This is a genomic window from Caballeronia sp. J97, from assembly GCF_905220305.1.
GTDB lineage: Bacteria > Pseudomonadota > Gammaproteobacteria > Burkholderiales > Burkholderiaceae > Caballeronia.
In genome coordinates this window covers 105,325-122,113 of sequence record NZ_CAJMZL010000015.1, presented here as the reverse complement: position 1 = coordinate 122,113, position 16,789 = coordinate 105,325, and the positions used below count along the sequence as shown (strand labels likewise).

General features: G+C 63.2%; 13 protein-coding genes. 6 read left to right on the top strand and 7 right to left on the bottom strand.

What is annotated here, in order from left to right; all coding sequences use genetic code 11:
* Positions 1-44 precede the first annotated feature (44 nt).
* On the bottom strand, positions 45-1,571 hold the full coding sequence (locus U4Y90_RS20060) for an efflux transporter outer membrane subunit (RefSeq protein WP_321797075.1): 1,527 nt from the start codon (positions 1,569-1,571) through the stop codon (positions 45-47).
* 75 nt (positions 1,572-1,646) lie between these two features.
* Positions 1,647-2,162: a MarR family transcriptional regulator gene (locus tag U4Y90_RS20055; protein WP_321797162.1), complete on the bottom strand. Its 516-nt coding sequence runs from the start codon at positions 2,160-2,162 to the stop codon at positions 1,647-1,649.
* A 339-nt stretch (positions 2,163-2,501) separates the two neighbouring features.
* On the opposite strand from U4Y90_RS20055, the gene typA reads away from it, so the two are divergent.
* From typA to U4Y90_RS20025, 6 genes are all read left to right on the top strand, one after another.
* Complete coding sequence (typA, locus tag U4Y90_RS20050; protein ID WP_321797073.1) at positions 2,502-4,328, top strand: translational GTPase TypA; 1,827 nt, start codon at positions 2,502-2,504, stop codon at positions 4,326-4,328.
* Positions 4,329-4,648: 320 nt separating this feature from the next.
* Positions 4,649-7,507, top strand: coding sequence for a 2-oxoglutarate dehydrogenase E1 component (locus tag U4Y90_RS20045; protein ID WP_321797071.1), 2,859 nt, complete (start codon positions 4,649-4,651; stop codon positions 7,505-7,507).
* A gap of 83 nt (positions 7,508-7,590) precedes the next feature.
* On the top strand, positions 7,591-8,889 hold the full coding sequence (odhB, locus tag U4Y90_RS20040; protein WP_321797069.1) for a 2-oxoglutarate dehydrogenase complex dihydrolipoyllysine-residue succinyltransferase: 1,299 nt from the start codon (positions 7,591-7,593) through the stop codon (positions 8,887-8,889).
* 89 nt (positions 8,890-8,978) lie between these two features.
* Positions 8,979-10,418, top strand: coding sequence for a dihydrolipoyl dehydrogenase (gene lpdA, locus U4Y90_RS20035; RefSeq protein ID WP_321797067.1), 1,440 nt, complete (start codon positions 8,979-8,981; stop codon positions 10,416-10,418).
* Between the two features lie 86 nt (positions 10,419-10,504).
* On the top strand, positions 10,505-11,602 hold the full coding sequence (zapE, locus tag U4Y90_RS20030) for a cell division protein ZapE (RefSeq protein ID WP_321797065.1): 1,098 nt from the start codon (positions 10,505-10,507) through the stop codon (positions 11,600-11,602).
* 142 nt (positions 11,603-11,744) lie between these two features.
* The gene (locus tag U4Y90_RS20025) at positions 11,745-12,140 is read left to right on the top strand and encodes a transposase (RefSeq protein WP_321797063.1); all 396 of its coding nucleotides are present in this window, start codon (positions 11,745-11,747) and stop codon (positions 12,138-12,140) included.
* An 89-nt stretch (positions 12,141-12,229) separates the two neighbouring features.
* Here the strand turns inward: U4Y90_RS20025 and U4Y90_RS20020 are convergent, their stop codons facing one another.
* The 5 genes from U4Y90_RS20020 to U4Y90_RS20000 form a co-directional block, all read right to left on the bottom strand.
* Positions 12,230-12,694 carry a DUF2147 domain-containing protein gene (locus tag U4Y90_RS20020; protein ID WP_321797062.1) on the bottom strand — a complete coding sequence of 155 codons (465 nt, stop codon included), beginning with the start codon at positions 12,692-12,694 and terminating at the stop codon, positions 12,230-12,232.
* A 102-nt stretch (positions 12,695-12,796) separates the two neighbouring features.
* The gene (surE, locus tag U4Y90_RS20015; RefSeq protein ID WP_321797060.1) at positions 12,797-13,585 is read right to left on the bottom strand and encodes a 5'/3'-nucleotidase SurE; all 789 of its coding nucleotides are present in this window, start codon (positions 13,583-13,585) and stop codon (positions 12,797-12,799) included.
* Between the two features lie 93 nt (positions 13,586-13,678).
* Positions 13,679-13,921, bottom strand: coding sequence for a hypothetical protein (locus U4Y90_RS20010; RefSeq protein WP_321797058.1), 243 nt, complete (start codon positions 13,919-13,921; stop codon positions 13,679-13,681).
* A gap of 208 nt (positions 13,922-14,129) precedes the next feature.
* Complete coding sequence (locus U4Y90_RS20005) at positions 14,130-15,017, bottom strand: DUF1571 domain-containing protein (protein ID WP_321797057.1); 888 nt, start codon at positions 15,015-15,017, stop codon at positions 14,130-14,132.
* Positions 15,018-15,032: 15 nt separating this feature from the next.
* Positions 15,033-16,775, bottom strand: a complete 1,743-nt coding sequence (locus tag U4Y90_RS20000; RefSeq protein ID WP_321797056.1) for an AMP-binding protein — start codon at positions 16,773-16,775, stop codon at positions 15,033-15,035.
* Positions 16,776-16,789: the final 14 nt, after the last annotated feature.

Genomic DNA, 16,789 nt, shown 5'->3' with positions numbered 1-16,789 from the left:
CTCCGAAAATTCCGTATTGGTCCGATGCGTGTTCTTGTGGGCGCTTATTTCGACGGCGCGGCCTCGTTGGCCGCCTGCGTCGTCGCCTGGTTCTGCCCGCTGCCGTCGATCGCGAGATTGGCGCTCGTCGCGTCGAAGCCGCCGCCGAGCGACTTGATCAGCGCGATCTGCAGATCGGTGCGCTTCAGGCGCAGATTGGTCACGGTCTGCTCGTTGGCGAGGCGGTTTTCGTCGGCGTTCAACACCTGCAATTGCGGCGAGAGGCCCGCCTTGTAGCGGATCACGGCGAGCTGATAAGCGCTCGATGCCGCCGCGAGCGCGCGTTGGGCGTCGGCCATCTGCCTGTCGAGCGAGCGGATCGCGGAGATATTGGTCGCGACGTCGTTCATCGCGCTGATGAGCGTCTGGTTGTAGTTCGCGACGTCGCCCTCGAAATCGGCATAACGGCCCTTCAACTGGGCGCGCAGCGCGCCGGCGTCGAAGATCGGCAGATGCACGGCCGGCCCGATCTGGATCTGCCGGCTGCTCGCCTGCAGGAAGCGGCTCCAGCCGAACGCGTCGAAGCCGAAAGCGGCCGCGAGATTGATGTCCGGGAAGAACTCGGCCTTCGCTTCCTTGATGTTGTGTGTCGCGGCTTCGACCTGCCAGCGCGCGGCGACGATATCCGGGCGGCGCGCGACGAGATCGGCGGGCACGTTGTCGGGCAGCGTCACGTTGACGTTCGGATCGATCATGGGCTTGGCGATCTTGAGTCCGCGGTCCGGGCCCTTGCCGAGCAGCGCGGCGAGCTGAAACCGAACAGTTTCGATCTGGCCGTCGAGTTCGGTCGAGTTCGTCTGGCTCGTCGCGACATTGCCTTCCGCCGTGCGGCGCTCGACGTTGGTGTCGAGCCCGGCCGCGACGCGTCCGTTCGTGATGCGGCCGACGTCCTGGCGGTTCGCGATCTCGCGTTGGGCGACGTCACGCAGCGCGTAGAGCAGCGCGAGCTGGTTGTACGTGCGCGCGACCGACGCCGCGAGCGTCACGCGCGCCTGCTGCATGTCGGCTTCGGCGGCTTTCTGCTGCGATACCGCCATGTTCAGCCGCGAGCGGTTCTTGCCCCACAGGTCCAGTTCCCACGACGCGCTCGCGAGCACGTTGTTCTCGCTGAACCACGTGCCGCCATAGGGTGGCGGGAAGAGGGCGTTGGCCGAGTACAGTTCGCGCGTCCACGAATACGATCCGTTGACCTTCGGATAGAGCGCCGAGCGCGACGTCTCGATATAGGACGACGCCTTCGCGATGCGAGCCTGCGCCTGTGCGATGGTCGGATTGTCCGCGAGCGCCTCGTCGATCAGTTGCGGCAGCTGCGGATCGCCGAACTGCTTCGCCCAGTCGAGCGTCGGCCACTGGCCGCCTTGCCCCGGCACGCTCTGCGTGGCCTCGAAGTTTTCGGGCGCGGCAATCTGCTTGTCGCTCGAAATGCCCGAGTAGTTCGCGCAGCCGGCGAGCGCGAGCGCGGCCACCGCGGCGGCCAGGGCGCTCTTCGCACGGCTTTCGCCGCGAACCGCGGACAGGGAGAGGTGTTTCATATCTCGTCTCTTGAGATGCGAATTAAAGATGGACGTTGCAATCATTTTGTAGGCTTGCGATGACAAATTTGCTTGTCATCGCAATGACGTACCAGGCTTATCACTTCCGCCGAGTAGTGGCGCCACGGACGGATCGCACGAGTTTGCAAGAATTCGCCGCAGCATGCTTTTCAGAAAGCCGACCTCTTCGGGCGTAAAGCCGCCGAGCAGGTTGTCGAGGACGCGCGTGAAGATGGCGGGAATCTTTTCGGCCGTCGCCTGGCCTTCGTCCGTCAGCGCGAGGCGCACGACGCGCCGGTCTTCTTCGCTGCGCACCCGCGAGAGCAGACCGCGTTTCTCCAGCCGGTCGATGAGACGCGTGACGGCGCTTGCATCGATGCCGTATTCGCGGGCGATATCCGCCGCGGTGAGACATTTGCCCACCGCCAGCATGAACAGAATGCTGGCCTGCGTGCTGGTGATGCCCAGTTCGGAGGTCGTGTGTTGCGTGACCATGTTCCACATGGTCGAGCGCACCCGGCTGATCAGGTAGCCGACGCTCTCGGCGAGCACGTATTCGCCGATCGCCGCGGATTTCGGAGCGTCGCTCATGGAAATATTATGCGATTGCAATAGTTGACTAGGCAGGATTATAGGCGCGCGTTTCAGTCGCTGCAAGAAGCTTTTCTGAAAATGCTTAACAATCCCCGCGTCACTGGGCGGGCGGGCTTTTGCGATGCGGCGTGTCGGGCGCGCAACGCGTGCCGGCCGGATTTGCGGGTTGCGTCCTATTGCAAGGTATGGACATCCGTGCGTGCTATACTTTACGGTTCTCACCGCGCCGGGCCCGCGTCGTCATGCTTGCATGATGGTTTCCAGAGGGGGCTTGCCGAGCCATGGAGTCTCGTTGAGGAGACTCGCTCCGACGGCGCACAACCAAGACATCTTTCTATGACTCGCGCCCTCCGCAATATCGCCATCATTGCCCACGTCGACCACGGCAAGACCACGCTCGTCGACCAGTTGCTCCGTCAGTCGGGCACGTTCCGGGAAAATCAACAGGTCGCCGAGCGGGTCATGGACTCGAACGACATCGAAAAGGAACGTGGCATCACGATTCTGGCGAAGAACTGCGCCGTCGAATACGAAGGCACGCACATCAATATCGTCGATACGCCGGGGCACGCCGACTTCGGCGGCGAAGTCGAGCGCGTGCTTTCGATGGTCGACTCGGTGCTGCTGCTCGTCGACGCCGTCGAAGGCCCGATGCCGCAAACGCGCTTCGTCACCAAGAAGGCGCTCGCGCTCGGTCTCAAGCCGATCGTCGTGATCAACAAGGTGGACCGCCCCGGCGCGCGCATCGACTGGGTGATCAACCAGACTTTCGATCTCTTCGACAAGCTTGGCGCCACCGAAGAGCAACTCGACTTCCCGGTCGTGTACGCGTCGGGCCTGAACGGCTACGCCGGTCTCGATCCCGAAGTGCGCGAAGGCACGATGCGCCCGCTGTTCGAAGCCATCCTCGAGCACGTTCCGGTGCGTCCGGCCGATCCGGACGGCCCGCTCCAGCTTCAGATCACGTCGCTCGACTACAACTCGTATGTCGGCCGTATCGGCGTGGGTCGTGTCGCGCGTGGCCGTATCCGCCCGGGCATGCAGGTGGCCGTGCGTTCGGGTCCGGACGGCGCGATCCTGAATCGCAAGATCAATCAGGTGTTGTCGTTCCACGGCCTCGAGCGCGTGCAAGTGGAAGAGGCGCAGGCCGGCGACATCGTGCTGATCAACGGTATCGAGGAAATCGGCATCGGCGTGACCATCTGCTCGCCGGAGAATCCCGAGGCGCTGCCGATGATCACCGTCGACGAGCCGACGCTCACGATGAACTTCCTCGTGAACTCGTCGCCGCTCGCGGGCAAGGAAGGCAAGTTCGTCACGAGCCGCCAGATTCGCGATCGTCTGACGAAGGAACTGAACCACAACGTCGCGCTGCGCGTGAAGGACACCGGCGACGAAACCACGTTCGAAGTGTCGGGCCGCGGCGAACTGCATCTGACCATTCTGGTCGAGAACATGCGCCGTGAGGGTTACGAGCTGGCCGTGTCGCGTCCGCGCGTGGTGCTGCAGGAAATCGACGGCGTGAAGTGCGAGCCGTACGAAAACCTGACCGTCGATATCGAAGACGGCCACCAGGGCGGCGTGATGGAAGAACTCGGCCGCCGCAAGGGCGAAATGCTCGACATGACGTCCGACGGCCGTGGCCGCACGCGTCTCGAGTACAAGATTTCGGCGCGCGGTCTGATCGGCTTCCAGAGCGAATTCCTGACGCTGACGCGCGGAACGGGCCTGATGAGCCACACGTTCGATTCGTACGCGCCGGTGAAGGAAGGCTCGGTCGGCGAGCGTCGCAACGGCGTGCTGATCTCGCAGGACGATGGCGCCGCTGTCGCCTACGCACTGTGGAAGCTGCAGGATCGCGGCCGCATGTTCGTGTCGCCGGGCGATGCGCTCTATGAAGGCATGATCATTGGCATCCACAGCCGCGACAACGATCTCGTCGTGAATCCGATCAAGGGCAAGCAGTTGACCAACGTGCGCGCGTCGGGCACCGACGAAGCAGTGCGCCTCGTGCCGCCGATCCAGCTTTCGCTGGAATACGCGGTCGAGTTCATCGACGACGACGAACTGGTCGAAGTCACGCCGCAGTCGATTCGCTTGCGCAAACGTCATCTGAAGGAACACGAGCGTCGCCGCGCGAGCCGCGAGGCGAACGCCGAGTAAGCTGCGCACGCATCGGTCGCATCAGGAACACAAGAGCCGCCTTCGGGCGGCTTTTGTCTTTCCGATGATGTGCAAAAGACCCTTGCTTATCTCACAAAAGCCCGCACATGCTTGTTGCGTAAAGGATGACGAGGGTAGGGCACATGCGGCGATCCGTCATATGACTATTCGTTCTGTGCTATGCTTCTTCGATTAGCTGTCGCTTTTTAGGTCCTTCCAAGCAGACTTGATTCGCGCAATCCGCTAAACGGTCAGGCCGTGGCGCGGAAGGTTTCGTAACCCGCACTTCCTCGAGAAACTCGAAGAAAGGTGAGCGTAAAATGATGAAGCAATTCCAGTCGAACTCTTATCTGTTCGGCGGTAATGCTCCGTACGTCGAAGAGTTGTACGAGCAATATCTCGATAATCCTGCGTCAGTGCCCGAGACTTGGCGCGCCTATTTCGACGCGTTGCAGAACGTGCCCGCTTCCGACGGCACCGCTCACAACGACGTGGCTCACGGCCCCATCGTCGAATCCTTCGCCCAGCGCGCGAAGGCCAATGCCTTTCTGCCGCGCGAAAGCACCGGTGATCTGACCACCGCGCGAAAGCAAGTCTACGTTCAGTCTCTCATCGGCGCGTATCGTTTCCTTGGCACGCAATGGGCCAATCTCGATCCGCTCAAGCGCCGCGAGCGTCCCGCGATCCCCGAACTCGAACCCGGTTTCTACGACTTCACCGAAGCCGACATGGACCAGGTGTTCAACGCGAACAACCTGTACTTCGGTTTCGAGCAGGCATCGCTGCGCGACATCGTCAAGGCGCTGCGCGACACGTACTGCGGCACGATCGGCGCCGAATTCATGTACATCAGCGATCCCGAGCAGAAGCGCTGGTGGAAGGAGCAGCTCGAGTCGATCCGCTCGACGCCGAACTTCTCGAACGACAAGAAGAAGCACATCCTGAACCGCCTGACGGCCGCCGAGGGCCTCGAGCGTTTCCTCCACACCAAGTATGTCGGCCAGAAGCGCTTCTCGCTGGAAGGCGGCGAGAGCTTCATCGCGTCGATGGACGAAGTCGTGCGTCACGCGGGCAAGAACGGCGTGCAGGAAATCGTCATCGGCATGGCGCACCGTGGCCGTCTGAACGTGCTGGTCAACACGCTCGGCAAGATGCCGGCGGACCTCTTCGCCGAATTCGAAGGCAAGCACGTCGATGACCTGCCGGCCGGCGACGTGAAGTACCACAAGGGCTTCTCGTCCGACGTCGCGACAGAAGGCGGCCCGGTTCACCTGTCCCTCGCGTTCAACCCGTCGCACCTCGAAATCGTGAATCCGGTGGTCGAAGGCTCGGCCAAGGCGCGTATGGATCGCCGCGGCGACGAAGAAGGCCTGCAAGTGCTGCCGGTGCAGGTTCACGGCGACGCGGCCTTCGCGGGCCAGGGCGTCGTGATGGAAACGCTGAACCTCGCGCAGACGCGCGGCTACGGCACTCACGGCACGTTGCACATCGTCATCAACAACCAGATCGGCTTCACGACGTCGGACCCGCGCGATGCGCGCTCGACGCTGTACTGCTCGGACGTCGTCAAGATGATCGAGGCGCCGGTGCTGCACGTGAACGGCGACGATCCCGAAGCCGTGGTGCTCGCGACGCAGCTCGCGATCGACTTCCGCATGAAGTTCCACAAGGACGTGGTCGTCGACATCATCTGCTTCCGCAAGCTGGGTCACAACGAGCAGGACACGCCGGCGGTCACGCAGCCGCTGATGTACAAGACCATCGCGAAGCACCCGGGCACGCGCGCCGTGTACGCGGAAAAGCTCGTGCAGCAGGGCGTGATCACGGCCGAAGACGCGGACAACTTCGTCAAGGAATATCGTCAGGCGATGGACGAGGGCCATCACACGATCGATCCGGTGCTCTCGAACTACAAGAGCAAGTATGCGGTCGACTGGGTTCCGTTCCTGAACCGCAAGTGGACTGACGCCGCCGATACCGCCGTGCCGCTGGCAGAGCTGAAGCGTCTCGCCGAGCGCATCACGACGATCCCCGAAAACTTCAAGGTTCACCCGCTCGTCGAGCGCGTGATCAACGACCGTCGCGCGATGGGTCTGGGCGAAGCCAAGCTCGACTGGGGCATGGGCGAGCACCTCGCGTTCGCGTCGCTGGTCGCATCGGGCTACGCCGTGCGTCTGACGGGCCAGGATTCGGGCCGCGGCACGTTCACGCACCGTCATGCCGTGCTGCACGATCAGAACCGCGAGCGCTGGAACGACGGCACCTACATTCCGCTGCAGAACATCGCGGAAGGCCAGGCCAAGTTCACGGTGATCGACTCGGTGCTGTCCGAAGAAGCGGTGCTCGGCTTCGAGTACGGCTATTCGACGGCCGAGCCGAATACGTTCGTCGCGTGGGAAGCGCAGTTCGGCGACTTCGTGAACGGCGCGCAGGTCGTGATCGACCAGTTCATCTCGTCGGGCGAAGTGAAGTGGGGCCGCGTCTCCGGTCTCACGATGATGCTGCCGCACGGCTACGAAGGTCAGGGTCCGGAGCACTCGTCGGCCCGTATCGAGCGCTTCCTGCAACTGTGCGCGGATCACAACATGCAAGTCGTCCAGCCGACGACGCCGGCGCAGGTCTTCCATCTGCTGCGCCGCCAGATGATCCGCCTGTTCCGCAAGCCGCTCATCATCTTCACGCCGAAGTCGCTGCTGCGTCACAAGGAAGCCGTATCGGATCTGTCGGAGCTGTCGAAGGGTTCGTTCCAGCCGGTCATCGGCGAAGTCGACGAAGCGATCGAGCCGAAGAAGGTCAAGCGCGTGATCGTGTGCTCGGGCCGTGTCTACTACGACATCGTCGCGCATCGCCGTGAAGCGAAGGGCAACGATGTCGCCATCGTGCGTATCGAGCAGTTGTATCCGTTCGCACACAAGCAGTTCGACGCCGAGCTCAAGAAGTACGAGAACGCGACGGAAGTGGTCTGGGTGCAGGACGAGCCGCAGAACCAGGGCGCCTGGTTCTACGTCGAGCACCATCTGCGCGAAGGCATGCGCGAAGGCATGAAGCTGGCCTACAGCGGCCGTCCCGCTTCGGCATCGCCGGCCGTCGGCTACTACGCGAAGCACTACGAGCAGCAGAAAGCGCTCGTGGAAGGCGCGTTTGGCCGCCTGAAGGGCGCGCAGGTCATCGCGAAGTAATCGCTGCTTGAACGAAGCCGGGTGAACACGTTCCCCGGCTTCGACGCTCGAACTCAAAAGACACGCATCAGGAAAATACAGAAATGGCTATCGTAGAAGTCAAGGTTCCCCAGCTTTCCGAGTCGGTCTCGGAAGCGACCATGCTGCAATGGAAGAAGAAGCCGGGTGAGGCTGTCGCCCAGGACGAAATCCTCATCGAAATCGAAACCGACAAGGTCGTGCTCGAAGTGCCGGCGCCGTCGGCTGGCGTGCTGGCGCAAGTCATCAAGCACGATGGCGACATCGTCACCGCCGACGAACTCATCGCGAAGATCGACACCGAAGCGAAAGCGGGCGAAGCGCCTGCCGCTGTCGCCGCCGCCGGCGACGCCGAAGTGAAGCCGGCGCCGGTCGCGGAACCCGCTGCCGCCACCGCGGCTCCGGTTGCCGCGCAGGCATCGACGGGCGGCGCGGCATCGCCGGCCGCGACGAAGATCCTGGCCGAGAAGGGGGTGTCGGCCGATCAGGTTTCGGGTTCGGGCCGCGACGGCCGCATCACGAAGGGCGACGCACTCGCCGCGCAAGCCGGCGCACCGGCCGCCAAGGCTGCCGCACCGGCGCCCGCCGCCGCGCCCGCGCGCGCCGCGAAGCCGTCGCTGCCGCAAGTCAGCGCGCCTGCATCGGCGGACCAGTGGCTCAAGGATCGCCCGGAACAACGCGTGCCGATGTCGCGTCTGCGCGCGCGTATCGCCGAGCGTCTGCTCGAGTCGCAGCAAACCAACGCCATCCTGACGACGTTCAACGAAGTCAACATGGCGCCGGTCATGGATCTGCGCAACAAGTACAAGGACCGCTTCGAGAAGGAACACGGCGTGAAGCTCGGCTTCATGTCGTTCTTCGTGAAGGCGGCCGTGCACGCGCTGAAGAAGTTCCCGCTGGTGAACGCGTCGATCGACGGCAACGACATCGTCTACCACGGCTACTTCGACATCGGTATCGCGGTCGGTTCGCCGCGCGGTCTGGTGGTGCCGATCCTGCGCAACGCAGACCAGATGAGCCTCGCCGACATCGAGAAGAAGATCGCCGAGTTCGGCCAGAAGGCGAAGGACGGCAAGCTGTCGATCGAAGAAATGACGGGCGGCACGTTCTCGATCTCGAACGGCGGCGTGTTCGGCTCCATGCTGTCGACGCCGATCATCAACCCGCCGCAGTCCGCGATTCTCGGCGTGCACGCGACGAAGGAACGCGCGGTCGTGGAAAACGGCCAGATCGTGATCCGTCCGATGAACTACCTCGCGCTGTCGTACGACCACCGCATCATCGACGGCCGCGAAGCCGTGCTGTCGCTGGTCGCGATGAAGGACGCGCTGGAAGATCCGGCCCGTCTGCTGCTGGACCTGTAAGAAAAGCACTTCGCCTCGGTGCGCGCGATAGGCTCGCGCGCACCATTCGAGGCTCCTCCGCATGAGCGGAGACAGATCAAAGGAAAGTCATGTCCAAGGAATTTGATGTCGTCGTGATCGGCGCGGGCCCTGGCGGCTATATCGCGGCGATTCGCGCAGCGCAGCTCGGCAAGACGGTTGCGTGTATCGAGAAGTGGAAGAACCCGGCTGGCGCATTGAAGCTCGGCGGCACGTGCCTGAACGTGGGTTGCATTCCGTCGAAGGCGCTGCTGGCGTCGTCGGAGGAATTCGAGAATGCGTCGAAGCATCTGGCCGATCACGGCATCAGCGTGTCGGACGTGAAGCTCGATGTGTCGAAGATGCTGGCGCGTAAAGATGGCATCGTCGAGAAGATGACCAAGGGCATCGAGTTCCTGTTCCGCAAGAACAAGATCACGTGGCTCAAGGGTCACGGCAAGTTCACCGGCAAGAACGCCGCCGGCGTGCAGATCGAAGTGTCGGGCGAAGGCGAAGCCGAGGTTGTCACGGCGAAGAACGTGATCATCGCGACGGGTTCGAAGGCGCGTCATCTGCCGAACATTCCGGTCGACAACAAGCTGATCGCCGACAACGAAGGCGCGCTGTCGTTCGACTCCGTGCCGAAGAAACTCGCCGTGATCGGCGCGGGCGTGATCGGTCTGGAGCTCGGCTCGGTTTGGCGCCGTCTCGGTGCGGAAGTGACCGTGCTCGAAGCGCTGCCGCAATTCCTCGGCGCCGCTGACGAATCGCTCGCGAAGGAAGCCGCGAAGCAGTTCAAGAAGCAAGGTCTCGACATTCACCTCGGCGTGAAGATCGGCGAAGTGAAGACGTCGCAGGGCAACGAAGGGGGCGTGTCGATCGCATACACGGACAACGCGGGCAACGCGCAGACGCTCGAAGCGGATCGCCTGATCGTGTCGATCGGACGCGTGCCGAATACCGATAACCTCGGTCTCGAAGCGATCGGCCTGAAGGCCAACGAGCGCGGCTTCATCGACGTGGACGATCATTGCGCGACGAGCGTGCCGAACGTCTACGCGATCGGCGACGTCGTTCGCGGCCCGATGCTCGCCCACAAGGCGGAAGACGAAGGCGTGGCGGTGGCGGAAATCATCGACGGCCAGAAGCCGCATATCGACTACAACTGCGTGCCGTGGGTCATCTACACGGAACCGGAAATCGCGTGGGTCGGCAAGACCGAGCAGCAGCTCAAGGCCGAAGGCCGCGAGATCAAGACCGGCCAGTTCCCGATGATGGCGAACGGCCGCGCGCTCGGTATCGGCAAGGCGGAAGGCTTCGTCAAGATGATCGCGGACGCGAAGACCGACGAGATTCTCGGCGTGCACGTGATCGCTGCGGACGCATCGGATCTGATCGCGGAAGCGGTCGTCGCGATGGAGTTCAAGGCGGCGTCGGAAGATATCGGCCGCATTTGCCATCCGCATCCGTCGCTGTCGGAAGTGATGCGTGAAGCGGCGCTGGCCGTCGACAAGCGCGCGTTGAACATGTAAGTACGCTCGACTTCGGGCATCAGGCATCGCTAAACGAAGGCGAGCGGATCAAACCGCTCGCCTTCGTCACTTCAAAACGGCAGAAGATGAACGTCACCGAATACTACGAAAACGAACTGCGCACGCGGGGTTATCAATCGGACGAGGCGCAGCTCGCGGCGGTCGCGCGTCTGCAGCGCTGCTACGAGGAATGGGTCGCCTACAAGGCGCGCCGCTCCAACGCGCTCAAGAAGTTTCTCGTGCATCCGGACTTGCCGCGCGGTGTCTACATGTGGGGCGGCGTCGGGCGCGGCAAGAGCTTCCTGATGGACAGCTTCTACGCCGTCGTGCCGGTGCAGCGCAAGACACGTCTGCATTTCCACGAATTCATGCGGGAAGTGCATCGCGAACTGGAAGAGCTGAAAGGGCAGGCCGATCCGCTCGACGAACTCGCGAAACGCATAGCGAAGCGTTACAGGCTGATCTGCTTCGACGAGTTCCACGTCTCCGATATCGCCGACGCGATGATTCTCTATCGCCTGCTCGACCGCCTCTTCAAGGCCGGCGTGCAGTTCGTGATGACCTCCAATTACGAGCCCGACACGCTGTATCCGGAAGGGCTGCATCGCGATCGTCTGCTGCCCGCGATCGAGCTCATCAAGCAGCATCTCGACGTGCTCAACGTCGACGCCGGCACCGACTACCGCAAGCGCACGCTGTCGCAGGTGAAGGCGTATCACACGCCGCTCGGCGCGGCGGCGAGCGAGGCACTGCGCGCGGACTTCGCAAAGCTCGCGGCCGTGCCCGACGAAACTCCGATCCTGCACATCGAAAAGCGTGAGATCAAGGCGCTGCGCCGTGCCGACGGCGTCGTGTGGTTCGATTTCGCGACGCTGTGCGGCGGCCCGCGCTCGCAGAACGACTATCTCGAACTGGCGAATCGCTTTCACGCGGTGATCCTGTCGGATGTGCCGCAAATGACGCCGCGCATGGCGTCCGAAGCACGCCGCTTCACGTGGCTCATCGACGTGTTCTACGACCACAAGGTGAAGCTGCTGATGTCAGCGGCCGTGCCCGCCGAAGCGCTCTACGTGGAAGGACCGATGGCCAACGAGTTCGCGCGCACGGTGTCGCGGATCGTCGAGATGCAGTCGAAGGAATATCTCGAAGCGCCGCGTCGCGTCACCGATATTTCGCTGACCTAAAACGAGTATCAAAAATCTGCGGCTAGCCAATCTGCATAAGGCTTTGCGGCCTTTTCAAGATTCGGATCACTCCGATTTGCCGACTATCGGGTACTCGGTATCGTCGATACCGGTTATCAGTCAGTAAATTGGAGAATATACCGTGAAGCCCTACCGCGACATGACCGATGAAGAATGGCAGATGGTCGCACCGCTGCTTCCCGAACTGCGTCCGCGTTCGGAGCTGCGGGGCCGGCCGCTCGCCAATACCCGCGCCGTGCTCAACGGTGTGCTCTGGGTGATGTACAGCGGCGCGTCGTGGTCCACGCTGCCGCGCAAATATCCGTCGTATCAGACGTGCCACCGGCGCTTCAAGGCGTGGCACGAGTCGGGCGTGCTGCTGCGTGTGATGACGCAGTTGTTCGGGCCGGCGGGAGAATCGCTTTATGCGTTGATGACATCGCGCATGCGCGTGCCGGCGGAACTCAAGCTCGATACCCAGGACGACTTGCCTGCCGATGCGCAAGCGGACGAGGTGCATCAGCGTCGCGCCGCGTAAGTTCGTCGAACACGCGCGAAACAAGCAAAGCCGGTCGAAGACCTATGTCTTCGACCGGCTTTGTCCTTTTTGGATAACGTCCGTTGTGCTTACTGTTGGCGTACCCACGTCTGCGAGCGCCCCAGCAGCGACACGCCGAGATACCCGCGCACGACGAGCTTCTGCCCGCCGTCCTCGAGCTTCATCTTGCACTTGTAGAGCTTGCCGCTCTCGGGATCGAGAATCCGGCCGCCGTCCCACGCATCGCCGTCCTGCCGCATTCCGGTGATGATCGTCATGCCCTTGATCAACTGGTCCTTGCGATCGTCGGTGCAGGCCGTGCAGCGTTTGTCGGGATGATCGAATTCGCCGATGCCGCGCACGACCTTGCCGGACAACTGGCCACTGCCGTCGTCGACGATCTGGATGATCGCTTTCGCCTTGCCGGTCTGATCGTCGATGGTCTGCCAGGTGCCGACGGGCGTCGCCGCCTGCGCGAATACGCTCGCGGCGAAGGTGGCGCACAGCGCGCCGAGCGTCAGGCGCGCGCCGCGCCGGCCGATGAAACGGGTCATGTCATCTCCTTGTCATGAACGGTCGAGCATACGAGAAAGCCCTCGTAGCGTCTGTGAAGAAACGTTCTAGACGCGTGGACCGACAACCGGACCCTCGGACGATCAGACTTCGCGCTTCAGACCCGCTTCGAGCGTGGCGAAAGTGCGCTCGTCGGTGCGATCGAAATGCAGCGGCGTGACGGAAACGCGGCCGGAGGCGACCACCGCCGTTTCGCTATCGGGGGAATTCGGGCGCGGGCCGCGCTGGAAGCGCAGCCAGTGATAGTCAATGCCGCGCGGATCGACGAGCGGCATCACGTCGATGCCTTCCACGAGCCCCACGCCTTGCCGCGTCACGGTGAGCGGTCCCGCGGCGGACGCGTCGCAATCGGGGAAATTGACGTTCAGGCATGTGGGCGCGTCGTGGGAGATCGCGAGCAACTGCCGGATCACGCCCGGCGCCAGCGCGCGCGCCGTATCCCAGCGCACGTTCTCGCGGTCGGTGAAGGCCTGGCTGAGCGCAATTGACGGCAGGCCGAGCAGCAGGCCCGTCATCGCCGCGCCGACGGTGCCGGAGAACATGGTTTCGACGCCGAGGTTCGCTCCGCGGTTGATGCCGGACAGCACGAGCGTCGGCGGCGCCTCTTTCATGATGTGACGCGCGGCCATCACGACGCAGTCGCCGGGCGTGCCTTGCACGCCATAGCGCCGCTCGCCCTGACGCGAAATGCGCAGCGGCGAATGCAGGCTGATGGAATGCGACGTGCCGCTCTGGTCATGCTCGGGCGCGATGACCCAGACTTCGTGCGCGAGTTCGGCGGCGACCGCTTCGAGCACGGCGAGGCCGGGGGCGTCGATGCCGTCGTCGTTGGTGATGAGCACACGTTGCACGATGGGTGAGAGGGCGGACATCGCGAATCACTCCTTGGTCGATGATGAAAAGTATCGACCGATTATTACAGAGTTCGCGCTTGCGGGCGTCCGCTGACCGTGCGTTACGGAGCCTTACTTGACGCCGAGGCCACGCAGGACCGCGTTACCGTCTTCGGTCAGGCGCACTTCCGGTCCGCCCATTTCCGGCGACACGATCTCGACATAGCCATACTCCCGCAGCGAGGCGACGTCCGGCGTGGCCGCCATCACGTCGATGGGCGCGTGCAACAGCAACAGCAGCGTGGCGATTTCGTGATGGCTCAGAAGCTTTTTGATGGCTCGCACGGGGGCGGAAGCCGGACGGCGGAGGTTCATGAAGGATGTCCTCAGGTTTGCATGACGATGTGCGGCGCTTTCGGCCTGACGTGGCCTGCGCGCGAACCTTGATGTCGATGGAGTGCGGGCAGGTTATCGGCCGACTCTTAGGCGAAACTTAAAATATGCGCCGCGGCATGCGGCCAGTTGTTACGCCGCGTGTCGCGAATTCAGCGGGCGTTTCAATACCGTTTCAATGCAGTTTCGATCAGAAGCGATAGTCGGGATTTTTCGGATCGAACGTCAGATCGTCGAAGCGTTTGGCTTCGATGCGCTCGAACACAACGCTTTCGAAAATTTCGCCGTCGTTGTCGTACGACTCCAGCGTGCGGAAAACCGGACGTTCCAGATCGAGCCCGAGCACTTCTTTTTTCGCGTAGAAGGTGGGTTGCCCTTCCGTCGTCTCATAGGTAAGCGCGACCACGCGCAGTCCGTCGACGGTCTTCACCTCGATATTCGACGGCTTCGTGATGCCGGCTTCGGCGAACTTGTGCCCCTCGTCGATAAAGCGCTGCGTAATGGCATCGATGCCGAGCTCGCGAATCGAATGATTCGACTGCGCGCGGGCGAGCGCGCCGTTCACCGATGCCCACATCGGCACGACGCCGAGAAAGCCGCCGAGATGACCGTAGAGCTGGTCGGGCCGCGTGGAATCGTCATAAATGACTTCCTGGCCCGCGTGCGCGCCGTCCAGCAGCCATTTCGCATAGATGCGCAGCGGATCGCGCGTGACGCGCACGAGCATGTGATCCGCGCGCTTCGGCCACTTGCCCTTGATGCGTTCGCGCCGGCGCATCGTGAACTCGTACGAATCGAACTCGCGCAGGCCATCCTGCAAGTATCGCGGCAGCGCTCGCGTGTCGAGCGAACGAAAGAGAGCGACCAGTTGTGCGTCGTCGAGCTTCGCGAGCGCGCCGTTCGCCGCCGCTTGCGACAGCCATTGCACTTGCTGCTCGACGCCGAGATTGCCGATGCGCGCGGCTTGCTCGGGTTCATCGGCGCGTGCGCCCACGGGCGCCAGCGCCAGCGCGAGACACAAGAGGCCCGCGCAAGCGAGCCGCAAGTCGGAAGCACGTCGGCGTCGCATGCGCGGCATGAGTCTCTCCGAGAGTCAATCCTGCGGTTTCGATCCGGCGTCGCGCAATTCGCGCCTGAGCACCTTGCCGACCGTCGTGAGCGGCAGTGCGTCGCGGAACTCGACGTAGTGAGGCACCTTGTAACCGGTCAGGTGTAAACGGGCGAACTTCAGCAGTTCTTCCACCGTGAGCGAGTCATCGCGACGCACGACGAAAGCCTTCACGCGCTCCCCCGTCAGCGGATCGGGCACGCCGACGGCCGCGACCGCGCGCACTTTGGGATGCGCCGCGAGCACGTCCTCGATTTCGTTCGGATACACGTTGAAGCCCGACACGATCATCATGTCCTTCTTGCGATCGATGAGCCGGATGATGCCGCGCGCATCCATCACGCCGATGTCGCCGGTCGCGAGCCAGCCGTTCGCGTCGATGGCTTTCGCCGTCTCCTCGGGACGGTTCCAGTAGCCTTTCATCACCTGCGGTCCTTGCACGCAAAGCTCGCCCGCTTCGCCGACGTTCGCCCACGCGCCGTCCTCGCGACGCAGGCGCACGAGCGTCGACGGCACCGGCACACCGATGGTTCCGTCGAATTCGCTCGCGCCGTGTTCATCGAGCGGCGTCGCGGCCACGAGCGGCGAACATTCGGTGAGACCGTAGCCTTCGACGAGCGTCTGGCCGGTCATCGCCCTGAAGCGCTCCGCGATCACGCGCTGAGTCGCCATGCCGCCCGCCATCGCGAGCTTGAGCGAGGAGAAGTCGCGCTGGCGGAACGCGTCGTTGTCCATGAGCGCGCTGTAGAGCGTGTTGAGCGCGGTGATCGCCGTGAAGTTCTCGTGACGCAGCGCGCGCATGAGTCCGTCGATATCGCGCGGATTGACGATCAGCACATTGCGCGCGCCGATCGCGAGAAACGCGAGCGCGTTGACCGTGAGCGAATAGATGTGATAAAGCGGCAACGGCGTGACGACGGTCTCCGCGCCGTCGACGAGCCGCCCGCCCGCCCACGCGAGCGCCTGCAGCAGATTGGCGATCACATTGCGGTGCGTGAGCATCGCGCCTTTCGCGACGCCCGTCGTGCCGCCGGTGTACTGAATGAACGCGATATCGCCGTGGCCGATCCTGACCGGCTCGAACTTTCGCCGCGCGCCGCGCGCGAGGGCTTGCGGCAGGCGCAGCGCATCGGGCAGCACGTAGGCGGGGACCTGCTTCTTCACGTGACGCAGAATCAGGTCGATCGCGCGGCCTTTGACATTGAGTCCATGACCGAGCAGATCGCCGAGCGCGGTCACGACGATGTTGCGCACGCGCGATCCCGGCTGCGCGTCCTGCACGGTTCTGGCGAAGTTCTCGAACACGACGACCGTCTGTGCGCCGCTATCCGTCAACTGCTGGCCGAGCTCGCGCACGGTATAGAGCGGATTCACGTTGACGACGATCGCGCCCGCGAGCAGCGTGCCGAAGAGCGTGACGGGATAGACGAGCGTATTGGGCATCATCAGCGCGACGCGATCGCCGGGCTTCACACCGATGCCCTGCAGATACGAGGCGAACGCGTGCGCCTTCTCGCCGAGCGTCGCGAACTTCATCTCCGAGCCGAGGCTCACGAACGCGACGTGATCGGCAAACCGCTCGACGCATTCGTCGAAGAAATGCGCGAGCGAGCGATACCGCGAAGGATCGATCTCGCGCGCGACATCGGGCGGATACGACGCGTACCAGATGCCGTCGGTCGCGTGCGGCTCCGAAGCCCCGCGCGGCATTGCCTGTCCCGGGCTCATGGGGTGTCTCCCTT

Coding starts and splice junctions, on each gene's coding strand:
- U4Y90_RS20060 (WP_321797075.1), bottom strand. CDS start 1,571: ATGAAACACCTCTCCCTGTCCGCGGTTCGCGGCGAAAGCCGTGCGAAG.
- U4Y90_RS20055 (WP_321797162.1), bottom strand. CDS start 2,162: ATGAGCGACGCTCCGAAATCCGCGGCGATCGGCGAATACGTGCTCGCC.
- typA (WP_321797073.1), top strand. CDS start 2,502: ATGACTCGCGCCCTCCGCAATATCGCCATCATTGCCCACGTCGACCAC.
- U4Y90_RS20045 (WP_321797071.1), top strand. CDS start 4,649: ATGATGAAGCAATTCCAGTCGAACTCTTATCTGTTCGGCGGTAATGCT.
- odhB (WP_321797069.1), top strand. CDS start 7,591: ATGGCTATCGTAGAAGTCAAGGTTCCCCAGCTTTCCGAGTCGGTCTCG.
- lpdA (WP_321797067.1), top strand. CDS start 8,979: ATGTCCAAGGAATTTGATGTCGTCGTGATCGGCGCGGGCCCTGGCGGC.
- zapE (WP_321797065.1), top strand. CDS start 10,505: ATGAACGTCACCGAATACTACGAAAACGAACTGCGCACGCGGGGTTAT.
- U4Y90_RS20020 (WP_321797062.1), bottom strand. CDS start 12,694: ATGACCCGTTTCATCGGCCGGCGCGGCGCGCGCCTGACGCTCGGCGCG.
- surE (WP_321797060.1), bottom strand. CDS start 13,585: ATGTCCGCCCTCTCACCCATCGTGCAACGTGTGCTCATCACCAACGAC.
- U4Y90_RS20010 (WP_321797058.1), bottom strand. CDS start 13,921: ATGAACCTCCGCCGTCCGGCTTCCGCCCCCGTGCGAGCCATCAAAAAG.
- U4Y90_RS20005 (WP_321797057.1), bottom strand. CDS start 15,017: ATGCCGCGCATGCGACGCCGACGTGCTTCCGACTTGCGGCTCGCTTGC.
- U4Y90_RS20000 (WP_321797056.1), bottom strand. CDS start 16,775: ATGAGCCCGGGACAGGCAATGCCGCGCGGGGCTTCGGAGCCGCACGCG.